The organism is Rhodanobacteraceae bacterium (genome assembly GCA_024234055.1).
Classification (GTDB): domain Bacteria; phylum Pseudomonadota; class Gammaproteobacteria; order Xanthomonadales; family SZUA-5; genus JADKFD01.
In genome coordinates this window covers 81,515-96,457 of sequence record JACKOW010000003.1, presented here as the reverse complement: position 1 = coordinate 96,457, position 14,943 = coordinate 81,515, and the positions used below count along the sequence as shown (strand labels likewise).

Sequence of the window (14,943 nt, the reverse complement as noted above, 5' to 3'; positions counted from 1 at the left end):
ATGCCGGCCCATGCCGATATTGACAGCGGCGTGCAATGGCTGATCTCGCGTGACGGCGCTTCCGGCGTCCATCGGGCGACGGATCTGGCGAATGCCAATGACAGCAATGCGGAATCCTGGATCACGATCTCACTCCTGTCGCGGACTGCTGAATTCCCGCAGCTGGATGCGGTTGTGCGCGACCAGAGCGCGGGAACACTGACGTCGCTGGCGCGGCTTGCCAAGACCCGGCTCGATCAAGGCCAGTCGGCAACTGCACAGCTGAGTGTGCTTCTTGCGGCGCAACTGGCCGATGGCGGATTTCCGGCCAAGGCCGGCTTCCAGAGTGAGCCGCTCACGACCGCCTGGACCTTGCTGGCCCTGGAACGCGCAGGGCAGGGCGAAGGTACCCCGGCAGCCCGCGCCATCGGCTATCTGATTTCTTCGCAGCAGAGCAACGGCGGCCATTTGTCTGCAACTGGCAATTTGCCGTCAGTGTTCGCCAGCAGCCATGTGGCTCAGGCTTTTGCGCTTTATCGGAATCGCTTTGATCTGACCTTGCCGATCAATCGCACCAAGGCATTTCTTGAGAGCATGCGCAAGCCTGATCAGAGCTTCGGTGAGGCCTTCGAGACAGGACTGGCGCTAGATGCACTGCTGGCGTTGCGAGCGGATCGGGCGGCATTGGCGCCGGTTGCGACGGCACTCGCTGCTCAACAACTCAGCAACGGCAGCTTTTCGGATGATGCCTATGTATCGGCCCTGGCGCTGCGTGCCTTGTGGCGGTACGAGCAGCCGGACGTTTCCCCGACCCTGTCCGGCATTACCGGTCGGGTGATATCGGCGGATACCGAGTTGGCCATTGCCGGGGCGCAATTCGCCTTGACCGGCGCATCGACGGCCACTTTGGTGACCAACAGCACCGGCATGCTGCAGTCTTCCACGTTGCAAGGCGGCAATTACACTGCGGTACTGAGCTTCGCCGGCATGCGCAGCATCGAGTTCCAGATCACCTTGGTTAACGGGCGTACGTTGGACCTTGGCACCTTGCGCATGATCCAGGGTAGCTCGCCGACCGGTGACTATGCCGTGATCCACGGACTGGTGACGGATAGCGAGACCAACTTGCCGATTCCGGGCGCTCTGATGGCGCTAGCCAACCCGCCGACACAGGTCGTCAGCGACGCCGATGGTCGCTACCAGTTCCTGCAAGTGCCTGTCGGGCCCGTCGAGATTTCGGCCACAGCGACGGGCTATTCCAGTCGCAGCGTGCAGCTGACCGCCACACCGCGAACCGTGATCGAGTTTTCCATGTCCTTGTCGCCGAATCCCACCGGAGCAGGGGCGAGGATCCGCGGTGTGATTGTTGACGCCAATACCGGTCAACCTTTGCCCGGCGTCAGCATTGCGGCCACGGCGGGTGTTCCGCCTGTGGCCACACAGACCGATGCGATGGGTGCCTATGAGTTGACCGTGGCCGCCAGCGCGATGGCTACCATCACGGCTACTCTGGTCGACTACGATCCCGTGACCATCCAGGTTCCCTTGGTTGACAACCAGGTATTGATCTTCTCCCCGCGCCTGTATCCAAGCGGAACCACTCCGAACGGCGCCAATCGCGCGCGAATCACCGGTCGAATCGTCAATCAGGCCAATCGACAGCCGATCGAGAGGGCATTGGTGGTGGCGGTGGACGCCTCCGGACAGCAAACGATCCAGACCGATACACAGGGCCTGTTCGTCATCACCAGTCTGGCCGGACCTACGGTGCAGCTTTCCATTACGGCCGATGCCTTCGTGCCCGCTACGGTGTTGGTGCCTCTGCTGCCGCTGGAACAACGCAATATTGGCAGCGTAGGTCTGAAGCCCACCACCATTGACTACTACTTCCCCGATCTGGTGATTGTTGACAGCACGCTGTCAACTACCGAACCCGACACATTCGCCCTGACCGACCACTTCACAGTTGAAGTCGCCAATCGTGGTACCTCGGCGACTACCCAGGACTTCACCTTGGTCGCGTTTGTTGATGCCAACGCCAACGGCGTCTTTGATGTCGGCGTTGAGCCTGAAATCGGCCGAGTTCGCGTCGATCGGGATATGCCCATTGGCAACAGTGTGTCGGTCGATATTGCCGTGACCGCGCTACTGGCCTTCCGCGATGCGCCGGTGGCATTTTGGGTGGATGCAGAGAATGAAATCCCGGAGCAGATCGAGAACAACAATGTGGCGACCAGTTTGCTCGGTTGCCGAATCGAGCAAACGCCCATTAATCCAGGGACCATTTACGAAGCGTGGCACTGGAACGGACTGGCCAGCAATCAGCTGGTCAACTCGATCAATCAGGTGCCCTCAGTCACGCAATTGACTGATGACAATGGCGACGGCGTCATCAACCAGTACGACATCCCCGACCTCGTCTTCGTTGCCGGTCAGCGCGCCACCGAAGCGCCCAATGTCACCGCGCTGGTGGCCATCAGCGGTGATGATGGCCATGAACTGTGGTCGCGCACCAATATCCTGCTCTCGCCGTTCTCGTCGGTGGCCACTGGCGACATCGACAACGACGGGGTTGCCGAGATCATCGTCGTGCGCAACTACCGCCAGGAGCTGATTGCCTTCGAGAACGACGGTACGCTGAAGTGGCGCACGCCGCTGAATGGACCAGGCGTGCCAATTCCTGTGATCCCGCCGACCGGCTATGTCTACGATCAGCCCATCATCGTCAATCTGGAAGGCGACAACGAAGCCGAGATCGTTCTCGGCCGCGAGGCCTTCCGTGGACTGACTGGCGAACAATTGTGGGAGGGCGAATTCGATGCGGGTGGCGATGGCGGTGTGCCTGAAACCCGCCCGCTGATGATCGCCAGCAACATTGCTTCGATTGCGGCAGATGTGAATCTCGACGGGCGAATGGAAGTGATCGCTGGTCGTACCCTCTATGACTTCGAGGGCAGGACCATATGGCACCGCGGTGATATCGAACCTGGCTTCAACCTGGACAAATTTGGAACGGTCTACACCGACCCGATGTACGCCGCAGTCGGCAATTTTGATCTCGATGATCAAGCTGAGATCGTCCTGATCATCGGCGACCGCATGTATCTGCTGGAACACACGGGGCAGACCATCTGGGGTCCGAAATACTCGCCGGACAATCAGCAGATGGGCGCGCCGGTCGTCATTGACATCGATGCAGATGGTTTGCCTGAGATTCTGGTCTCATCACGCGGCCCCGGTCCGGGGGATGAGAACAAAGGCCGTTTGACCATTTTTGAATCGGATGGCACGGTCAAGCGGACCGTCGCCATCCGTGATGGATCGGGTGTGACCAGCCCCGCGGTCTTCGATTTTCAGAACGACGGCCGCTACGAAATCCTGCACGTCGATGAGCAGGATTTCCGCGTGCTGGATGCGCTCAGCGGTCAAGAATTGTTCAAGACTCGACATACCTCGCGAACCGTATTCGAATATCCCGTTGTTGCGGATATCGATGGCGACAAGCAGGCGGAGATCATCCTGACCGGTTTTGATGACGATCTGATCGCAGGCGTCACCCCCGGCATCCGTGTCTTCAAAGCCCGCAACGGCGCTTTCGCCGACGCTGGCTCAGTGTGGGGTTCGCATGCCTTCCACATCGACGATGTCGCCGAGAACAGCATCATTCCCTTGCTGGAAACACCGTCCTGGTTGACTCACAACACCTATCGCACGCAGCGCAGTCCACTGCCCGATCCGCTCGGCATGCCGGACTTCAGCGTTGGCGATCTGCGTTTGATTGATCAGGGTCCGGGTCTGGATCCGGTGGTGCAGGTGCGCGTCGGTAATGCCGGCCCGGTCGATGCCCACGAGCCGCCGTTCATCAGCATTTTCCGCGGTGATCCTGCTTCCGGCGGCCTTCTGCTCAAGCAGTTGCGCCTGGATACGCTAAGGCCGGCGCGCTTCCAGATCGTGAATCTGGGGACGATCCCGTTGACTGGCAGCGGCGAGCTCTACGCGGTTGCCGATGTGTCCAACAAGGCCAGGGAATGTCGTGAGATCAACAACCAGCGCAGCATTGCGTTCACGGCCACCAATGGCTTGGGCGATCTGCAACTGGGTACCGACAAACTCAGCTACGTGCCGGGCGAAACGGCCGAGTTGCGCGCCACCGTATCGAACACGGGTGCCTTGCCCGCGGGATTCCGTGTGCGTTGGTCGATCCGAAACAGTCAGGGCCAAACCACCACGACACTGGACGACCTGGACATCGCCAGCGTGGCGGCCGGTGAATCGTTACTGCGTACGCTGAACTGGCCCAGCAACGGTGTGCTCGCCGGCAGCTATGTGCTCGCGGGCGCACTGCTCAATGCGCAGGGTGTACAGATCGATACGGCGACCGCCAGCTTCGCCATCGCTGGCGATGTTTCCGGTCCGGCGGGTGGCCTGGCACTCGGTTTTGACCGCGCCACCTACACACCCGGCGAAGTGGTGACGCTGAGCTTCCGCGCTACCAATCTGTCCTCGTCCGAAGTGATCCGTTTGCCGGAGGTCGTCATCACGGTGACGGGTCCGGGTGGCTATACGCTGCAGCGCAGCTTCCCCTACGGCGATCTGTTTGTGGCTGGCTTCGTTGAGGGCACGCTCGGTATCGATGGCTCAGGCGCCGCCGGCAGCTACACCGCCACCGGCCGACTGCGATCGCGCTTGACCAACTTCGAGTACGCGACCGACAGCAGCAGCTTCGAGCGATTCGCCGACACCAGCGCGCTGATTCAAGGCTTTGTGGATGTGGCGATTCCCATGCTCACGCTGGGCCAGCAACAGAATTGCCTGTACACGGCCCGCAATCGCGGAACGGCGCCGCAACTGGGCATGAACCTGCGCCGAGGTGTGGTCAACCTCGACACGGGAGCCGTGCTCTCGCAGCAGGCTTTCATCGCCGATCTGGTGCCCGGAGCCGACTTTGTCGCCAATGACACGGTGCCCACCATGGGCTTCAGTGCGGGCGATCACGCCTGCGTGCTGGAAGTATCGGATGGCAGCAACTGGCGCGTCCTGGATTCCGAGCCCTTCGTGCTGGAGGGCCTGCCGCCGCCCGATATTCTGGTGACCCCGGTGACCGGACTGGTGACCAGCGAAGCCGGTCAGTCCGCGCAGTTCACGGTCAGCCTCACCGCTGCACCCATAGCCGACGTGACCATTCCGATGAGCGTCAGCGATGCCACTGAGTTCGCGCTGGCCAGCCCCTCGTTGACCTTCACGCCGGCGAACTGGGATATCCCGCGCCTGGTGGGCGTTGCCGGCATCGATGACACGCTGGTGGATGGCGATATCGCCGGTTCCATCCTTATTGCTGCGGCTGAGAGCACGGATCCGGCGTACAGCGGTATCGATCCACCGGATGTCGGCGTCACCAATCTGGATGACGATGCGGTCGCCGTCCATGTATCGCCGTTACTGGTCGAGACCAGCGAGAACGGCACCAGCGCCAGCTTCACGGTGTCGATCAATGCGGCGCCGACCGATGCGGTGACGATTCCGGTAACCAGTTCGGACGCCACCGAGTGGTCCGTGGATCGCAGCACGCTGACCTTCAGCAGCGCCAACTGGCAGACGCCGCAAGCCGTGCTGGTCACCGGCCTCGATGATGTAGAACTGGATGGCCTGCAGATGGGCACCATCGAGCTGTTGCCGGTGCAAAGTGCCGACTCGCGTTTCAACGGTATCGATCCGCCCGATGTGGTGGCCCGCAATACCGACAATGACGGCGCCGGCATCACGGTGGATCCGCTGAGTGTGGTCACTGCCGAAAACGGCGCCGCAGGCAGCTTCACGGTGCGCTTGAACGCGCCACCCAGTGCCGAAGTGCTGGTGCCGATTGGCCCGGTCGACAGCACCGAGTGGCAGATTCTGGACCTGGACGTGCGCCTCGACGCCAGCAACTGGCAAACCGGGCGCACCGTGCTGGTCACCCCGATCGACGATGCCCAAGTCGATGGCGATCAGACGGCCGTGCTGGTACTCGGCCCGGCACAGAGTGCTGATGTGCGCTTCAACGGTTTGGATCCGGCTGACGTCAGCCTGACCAATCTCGACGACGATGGTCCGCAGATCCTGGTGAATCCGACCAGCGGCTTGATCGTCAACGAGGGCGGCAGCAGCGACAGCTTCACCGTCAGTCTGACCGAAGCACCCACAGACCCGGTCACAGTCGCGATCAGCAGCGGCGATCCCAGCGAATTCTCCCTCGCCGTGACGGAGATCCAGTTCACGCCGCAGGACTACGCGCCACGTACCGTCATCGTCGCCGGCGTCGATGACACTGAGGTTGACGGCAACATCGTCGGCAGCATCGTGCTCGATCCCGCGGTGAGCGCCGATTCGCGCTATGCCGGCATCGATCCGCCCAATGTGCTGGTCACCAATCTCGACGACGAAGTCGTACAGGTGCTGGTCACGCCCATGGGCAGCATCGAAACCAGCGAGGCCGGCACCAGTGCTTTCGTGGAAGTCCGCGTCAGCACGGTGCCGACCGCGGATCTGGTGATTGCACTCAGGAATCCCGACACCACGGAGTGGGCTTTCGACGCAACCGAGTTGCGCTTCACACCGGCCGATTGGGCGACACCCAAACGCTTGACCGTCACCGGCGTCAATGATCTGGACATCGATGGCGACATCGTCGGCGTGATCGGACTGGCACCGATCGCCAGCGCAGATCCGCGCTATCAGGGCCTGGACCCGATCGACATCCCGGCCGTCAATCGCGACAACGATGTGCCTGCGGCCATTCTTGTAAGCCCCGAAGGCCCGATTCAAACCACCGAGGCCGGCGGCAGCGCCAGCTTCCAGGTGAGCCTGTCGACCGAGCCCAGCGCCGAAGTGCGCATTGCACTCAGCAACCCGGACAGCACCGAGTTCAGCCTCGATCGCACTGAAATCGTATTCGCCTTGGCAAGTTGGGAAACCCCGCAGACGGTCACCGTCACCGGCGTCGACGACCCCGATCTGGATGGCGATATCAGCGCAGCCATCGGCCTGGCGCCGGCTGTCAGCGCCGACAATCGCTATCAGGGCATTGATCCGCGCGACATGCCAGTGATCAACCTCAACGACGACTTTGTCGCGCCTGCCGAGTTGCAGATTAACGCACTCGATCTGGTGGTATCGGAAGCAGGCGAGGGCGGACGCATCGAGATCTCCCTCAACCGGCCGCCGGTGAGCACCACACCCGTGCGCTTGCTGGTCACCAGTGCCAATCCTGGAGAAGTGCTGGCGCTGCCGCATGAGTTGCTGTTCGATCAGAACAACGCCACCCTGCCGCAGGCCATCATCCTGTCCGGTGTCGACGAGTTCATCGACGACGGCGACCAGACTGTGTTGGTACAGATCGCCGTCAGCGCCGACAGCGATCCCGATTTCGCTGCACTGCCGCCCACCAGCCTGAGTGTGCTCAACATCGACAACGACACCGCCGGTCTGACACTGAATCTCACCGGGCCGCAACGAATACTCGAGAGCGAGTCCACCACGCTGGCCCTGACGCTGACCAGTCAGCCCACGGCAGAAGTCAGCGTCATACTGCAGGCCACGCTGAGGCCCCCAGGCCAGACTGGCGATTTGTTGTTCGAACTCGTGCCGCTCAGCGCGACCATCCAGCCCAGTCAGTGGAACAACCCGCTGAGCCTGCGCCTGCTCACTACGGACAACGGACTGGACAACCTTGACCAGATCGTCGACGTGCGCCTGACCCAGGTGCAGAGCGCTGATCCCAATTACGCCGGCCAAAGCGCACCCGATGTCGCCATTGACGTCATCGACCGCGGACCCTACGGCCTGCAGGAAATCCCGATCAATCGCTGGATGCCGCTGCTGGCGCTGCTCACCCTCATCTTCGGCCTGCTGGCCGTGCCCCGTATTCAAGGCAGAAGCGCATGATGTTGCCCAAGCACACGACCACCACGTTTCGGCAGCGCCTCGACGCTCTCGTAGGTCACGTTGCCCGCGCAGCGGGCTACGTGACGCATGCACCGGAGGACCCATCCACCGGCGCGACCTCGCGTCGCGACCAGCCCACCTGTGGGAGCGGCTTCAGCCGCGATGCCTTGGCTCTTGCTCTGCCAGGAAAGCCCACCCGCAGCCCGATACCCAACCCCGACAAACTCCACCTTCTCCACAGCTTCATCTTGTCCCTCGCCACCGCCGGCATCCTCATCATCGGCGCCTGGCAACCCACCCGGGCCATGGCCGTCGACCTGCCCGGCGACCGCGAAGCCTTGGTTCAAGCCCACAAGCTGATGCAGCGCGACGCCAACATCAAGGCCATGTCCGAGCACCTGGAGGCCATCGCTTCCGAGTTGCGGCGCATACAGCCGGCGGGTTCGGCCGCACCCAATGCCACCGACGTCGCCCGTGGCACGGGCGAATTGGCACCGCTGAACATTGGCGATCGAGTACTCGCCAGCGTCGATGAGCTGGGCGACTTCGAAGCGCAGATGGCCGCGCAATGGCGCGAAGAAGCCGCCGAGATGGCCGCGCAAGGCATCCCCGACGAAGTCGTGCGTCGCCATCTCGCCTTGATCGACGAGGTCAACCAACGCGCCACAGAATTCCGTGAACTCACTGGCGCCTTGCGCAACCAGACGGCACAGCGCTCACTCACTGGCACCAGCAGCACCCTGGTGTCCTTGAGCGACTGGTTCTCCAAGCTCAACACGGCGCGCGGTTACCAAGCCATTGCAGCCGACCAACTACCCCTGCAATTCGCCAAGTCCGACACCACACCGGCGCCCGGCACCACCCTGGTAGCAGCCACCGACAAGGCCGGCGAAAAGGCCTTCACCGATCCGCCGACACCCGCCGATCTGGCCGAAACCATCGATATCCAGTTCACGCCGGACATCCAGGCGCTGGCGCAATCGCTGGGCAACGATCCCATCACCATCCGCAACTGGGTCTACGACCACATCGAGTTCATGCCCACCTTCGGTTCCATCCAGGGCGCTGATCTCACCCTGCTGAACCGTCGCGGCAACGCCTTCGATATCGCCAGCCTGACCCTGGCCCTGCTGCGCAGCGCCGGCACCCCAGCCCGCTACGTGCGCAGCGTCATCGAGATTCCGGTCGCCCAGGTGCAGAACTGGCTCGACGCCCCCACGCCCGAGATGGCGCTCGATCTGATGCAGAAGGGCGGCATCCCCAGCGCCGCCGTGATCCAGGGTGGCCGCATCCAGGCCATCCGCTTCGAGCATGTCTGGATCGAAGCCTACGTCGATTTTATCCCCTCCCGCGGCGCCATCAACCGTGTGCCCGATCAGTGGGTGCCGTTGGATGTGGCGTTCAAGCAGTTTGACTACCAAGCGGCGCTGCCCTGGCGGCAGGACTCGCTCCAGCCGCGCCTGGCAGCGGTGCAGCAATTCGTTCAACCGCTGCAGATCGACGCGGCCAGGGGCGTTCGTGGTTTCGATTTCGATCAGCTGGATGAAGCCAGCAAGACCCTCGCATCCAACTTCACCAACCAGTACACCGCTGGCAATCCTTCCCTGGAAGGACAGGATCTCTACGACAGCCGGACAGTGCGCCCCATCGACAGCATGATCCTGGAAGGCTCGCTCCCGTTTCCGCTGCGTTCCAGCACCGTCAATCGCTACTCCGAACTGCCTGCAACCGCACGCCAGACGGTGCGCATGCGTTTCTACGCTGATCAAACCTCCGTCAATCTCGATTCGCCGTCGGAGGAAATCACCCTTCCTTTGGCGCGTGTAGGTACGAAAAAGCTCGCGATCGATTACGACCCGGCAACGGCCGCCGATGCCCAGACCCTGGCGCAATATGCTGAGTCGCGCGCCGCGACCATGCCCATCGGTCAGATCAATGTCCGCGCCGTGCTTCGATTGGGTAGCGAACAGCTGTTTGACGCAGGCGTTTCCCGCATGGGCACACTGCAGTACTGGAAAGCTGACATTCGTGACGCCCACGGCAATATCAGTTCGACGGAACCCTACCGATTTGCGGCCGGCAGTTCGGTGGTGTTCGGATTTGATCTGGCAGGCATCAAAGGCGATCGCACCGAACGCGAAACGTTATCGCTCCCCCAGGGCGCGGCGATGTACGACATCAAGGATGCCCTGTATCTGGGATCCTTGACCTTCTGGATGCTGCACGACCATCTGGATGAGCAGATTGCACGCGCCGGAGGTGGCCGTGCCCTGCGATTGCCATCTGTCGGAGCCTTTGCCCAGCCCTATCAGGTGAGCTACTTCTTCGGTGTTCCGCGCACCGGGTTCGTGAAGGGGCGCTACACTGATGTCAAGGCAGTGCGAGCGGCGCTCAATTTGCCCAATGCCGATGACTATCTGCAGGCAGCCATTCGCATCGGCTCGGGCGGGTCCGTCGCGGAAAGTGCCAGTTGGGCCATTCTCACGGGTACCTGGAAGTCCGGGCTGGGGCTGTCGGCTTCAACCATCCTCAAGCGGGCCATGGATGAAGGCCAGCGGCTGTTTCAGATTGACGACGACAACCTCAACAGCGCGCTGGCGCAGATGCAGTTGTCGCCGGATGCCGAGAACGAGATTCGCCGATCGGTGCAGGCCGGAAACATCGTGGTCGCCCCGGAGCGTGAGATCCAGTTTCGCGATTGGCATGGCTCTGGCTACGTCATCTTCGATCCGAATACCGGTGCCTCGGTTCAGCGGGTAGAGGGTGGCCTGGCGGGCGGTATCGAATGGGGCTGCGTGGCTGTGGCACTGGCGCTCAAGGTGCTGTGCGACAGCAAGATACTGGCCCTGGCGCAGAAATTTCTGCTCAACCTGGGCGCTCAGCTGGTAGAGCGCATGGGTCTGGGTGCCATCCTGGCAGCGATGGTTCCGGGCGTTGCCATTGGCTTGGCCATCATCAACGCGGTCTACATCGCCATCAGCATTGCCCAGGCGGTGGCCGAGATCACCAAATGGGTCCGGGAGATCATGGATGGCATTGAAAAGCTGTCCGAAGCCGATCTGGCCGAACTCGGCGTCAAGGCCATCAACGAGATTGCCTGTTCCTATTCTCCGCCGTGCTTGCCCGGGCTCAGTGCCAGCAGCTTCGGATTGGGCACGGGCTCGGGCTCGGGCGATGATGATCGCGGTGCGGGTCTGCCGGCGGTGGGCAATCCGGTGGCAGTCGGCACTGGCGCCAAGTGGCAGCACGAGCTGGATTTCGAGGCCACCGGACCATTCCCGATTCGTTTCGCGCGCACCTACAACTCGGCGGCACCGCGCACGGCAGGTTTCGTCGGCGCCAAATGGACCGCGAGCTACTTCCAGTCTGTCCGCAGCGCGCCGAACGTCAATGCCCAGCCCGGTGATCGACCTGATTCGGTCCTGATTTCCCGTCCCGAAGGTGGCTGGTACCAATTCGATTGGCGCAATGGCGCTTACGTGACCGAGGGCAATCTGCCCGGCAAGGTCCAGCGACTGGTCACGGCGGGGGCAACTTCCGGCTGGATCTACACCTCAGCACAAGACGAAGTCGAGCGTTACGATGCCCAAGGTCGCCTGCTCTCGATCAGCAATCGCAACGGCATCACCCACACCATCAGCTACGACACACTGTTCAGACCGCGACAGGTCACCGACAGCTACGGTCGCACGCTGACTTTCGCCTACGATCCAGTGAGCGGCTACCTGCAGTCGATCACCGATCCGATGCAACGCGTGACCGCGTACAGCCACGATGAATCGGGCAATCTGACGGGCGTCCGCTACCCGGATACGCGCACACGCACCTATCACTACGAAGACATCGGCAACCTCTACGGGCTCACCGGCATTACCGACGAACGCGGCGTACGCGTATCCACCTGGGTCTACGATCATCAGGGGCGGGTGAAGCGTTACTTCCGCGCCGGCGGTGCCGATCGCTACGAATTCAGCTATCAGGGCGATCGCACCACGGTGCTCGATCCTTTGGGTACCACGCGCACCTACGAATACCAGCGCATCAATGATCGGCCCTATCTGAAAGTGGTGACGGAGCCTTGTTCCTCTTGTTCGGCAGGAACCACGGCCGAAATCACCTACGATGCCCGCGGCCTGATCGTCTCGCGCAAGGACTTCCGCGGCAACGAGATGGTCTATCAGCGTGATGATCGCGCGCTGGTCACGTCCATGACCGAAGCCCTCAACACCCCCGTCGCGCGCACCACCACCACCACCTGGGAATCGAACTGGCATCTGCCGCGCCAACGCCGCGAGCCCATCGCCGGCGGCGTGCGTATCATCGACTTCACCTACGATGCCGAAGGCAATGTCGAAACCCGCACTGTGACCGCGAACGGCCAATCGCGGGTGTGGACCTACACCTACAACGCCGACGGCCAGATGCTCACCGAGGACGGCCCGCGCACTGACGTCAACGATGTCATCACCTACACCTACGACACCGCCGGCAACCTCGAAACCCGCACCGATGCGGTAGGCCACGTCTGGCTCTACACCCAATACGATAACGACGGCCAGTTGCGCAGCATGCAGGATCCGAACGGCCTGATCACCACCTACACCTACGATGCGCGCCAGCGCCTCACCGAGGTCGATGAAGGCGGCGAGATCACCGTGTACGGCTACGACGAAGCCGGCAACCTGACCCGCATCACGCTGCCCGACGCCAGCTACGTCGAATACACCTGGGATGGCGCCGAACGCATCGAGAAGGTCGAGGACAACCTGGGGCATTCCATTGTCTACGGCCTCGATGGCCTTGGAAATCGCATCCAGGAAGACACCTTTGATCCCAACGGCGCGCTGGTGCAGACCATGAGCCGGGTGTACGACGGTCTCGGTCGTTTGAAGGACACCTTCGGCGCCGAGGCCCAGCAAACCGTGTACACCTACGACGGCAATGGCAACAAGAAGACCATCCTCGATCCGCTGCTGCGCCTCACCGAGCATGACTACGACGAGCTGGACCGCCTGAAGAAAACCACCGATCCCGATCACAACGAGATCGAGTTCAGTTACGACGCCCAGGACAATCTGCGCACAGTCACCGATCCGCGCGATCTGACCACGGTGTATGACTACACCGGCTTCGACGAGCTCCAGACCCTGACCAGCCCCGACACCGGCAATACCGGCTACACCTACGATGCCGCGGGCAACCTCGATACCCGCACCGATGCCCGTATGGTGGTTTCGGACTACGACTACGACGCCAACCAACGCCTGCGCGCGATCAACTATCCGGCCTTCCAAGGTCAGCCGCCGGAAACGCTGAGCTTCGTCTATGACGAAACCGCCGGAGGCAACTTCGGCAAGGGTCGCTTGACGAGTCTCAGCGACGGCTCGGGCAGCACCGCCTTCCGTTACGACATCCACGGCCGGGTGATCGCCAAGGCGCAGACGGTGGGTGCAGGGTCACCGAAAACCCTGGAGACCAGCTACTTGCCCAACGGACAGACCGAGGGCCATGTGCTGCCTTCCGGGGCGGTGGTGCGCTACAGCTATCGCGCCGATGGCCGCATGCTCAGTATTCGCGTCAATGGCGTCGAGATCCTTCGCCAGATCGACTATTTCGCCTTCGGCGAAGCCAAATCCTGGCAGTACGGCGCGGCCGACAGCTACCAGCGCAGCTTCGATCTGGATGGCCGGGTCAAGGAACACACGGCCGGCCCTGCGATCCGCACGCTGGACTTTGATCCCGCCAGCCGCATCCGCAGCCAGACCGACAGCGCCGGTGGCCCCAATCAGTGGGCCTACGACTACGACAATCTCGATCGACTGGAGACCGCCACCAATGCCGGCACCCAGGGCGCCATCGCCAATCTGGCGCTGGGCTGGGATTACGATCCCACCGGCAATCGCACCCAGGAAACCCGCGGCGTCAACCCGCCGGTGCCCTATGTCATCGCCTCCACCAGCAACCGCCTGAGCAGTGTCAATGCGCTAAGCCGCCAATACGATGCCGTCGGCAACACCCTCAATGATGGCGCTGGCCTCACCAGTGTTTACAACGCACGCAACCGCCTGATCCAGACCACCAAGGCCGGCCTCAGCACCCACTACGCCCACAACGCCTTCGGCGAGCGCGTGTGCAAGGCCAGCGGAGGGCCCAACTGCGCGCAAAGCGCCGATCGCAGCGAATACGTCTACGACGACGACGGTCATCTGATCGGCGAATACCCCGCCAACCCGGCCGACAGCACCGAAATCCTGTGGCTCGAGGACACGCCCGTCGCCATCCTGAAACGCCGCCCCGGATCCAGCGACGGCGGCCCCGGCGGTGGCGGTAGCGCCAGCCCCTGGTCCGGCACCGCCGCCGGTGGCGTCGACATCTACTACATCCACCCCGACCATCTCGACACACCGCGAGTAATCGTCAATGCTGACAACCAGCCGATCTGGCGCTGGGACAGCGCGCCGTTCGGGGATACCGACGCCAACGAGCAACCCACAGGAGGCCTACCCAGCTTTACGTTCAACCTGCGGTTCCCCGGGCAGCAGTACGACCGGGAAACGGGGACGCACTACAACTACTTCCGGGACTATGAGGCGGGGAGTGGGAGGTATGTGCAGAGTGATCCGATGGGGATCTTCGGAGGCCTTGCAACTTTCAGCTATTCCCATGGTTCGCCAACGGCATACAGCGATCCTTTTGGATTGATGCCTGGAGGTAGCTGTCCCTGCAAGAAGGGTGCGTTGGGAGTGGCAAAGTCGGTTGCGAAATGGACGGGGAAGGGTTGCATTCTGTTGGCCCAAGAAGTGGTAATCGACGCTGGAGGGGTAACTACGAGGCTAGACTCGGTATTTCTTGACCCCTCAACTGGCGGAACGTTCGCCGTAGAATCAAAGTGCGGTCCGTGCGCAGGATTAACCAAGAACCAGAGGAAGGCATTTCCGGTAATTCAGGCGGCTGGTGGTTCTGGTCGAGGGCCCAATGCGGCGGCTGCCGGGCTTTCTGGCGCTTTTGGACCCATGCCTGTATTTATCGATCGCTGGCTATAGA

At 62.1% G+C, this 14,943-nt stretch carries 2 protein-coding genes; both read left to right on the top strand.

Annotated features, from left to right (window positions below; genetic code table 11):
• Positions 1–7,899 carry a carboxypeptidase-like regulatory domain-containing protein gene (locus H7A19_07855; GenBank protein MCP5474744.1) on the top strand — a complete coding sequence of 2,633 codons (7,899 nt, stop codon included), beginning with the start codon at positions 1–3 and terminating at the stop codon, positions 7,897–7,899.
• 248 nt (positions 7,900–8,147) lie between these two features.
• On the top strand, positions 8,148–14,942 hold the full coding sequence (locus H7A19_07850) for a hypothetical protein (GenBank protein MCP5474743.1): 6,795 nt from the start codon (positions 8,148–8,150) through the stop codon (positions 14,940–14,942).
• The last annotated feature ends 1 nt before the right edge of the window (position 14,943 follow it).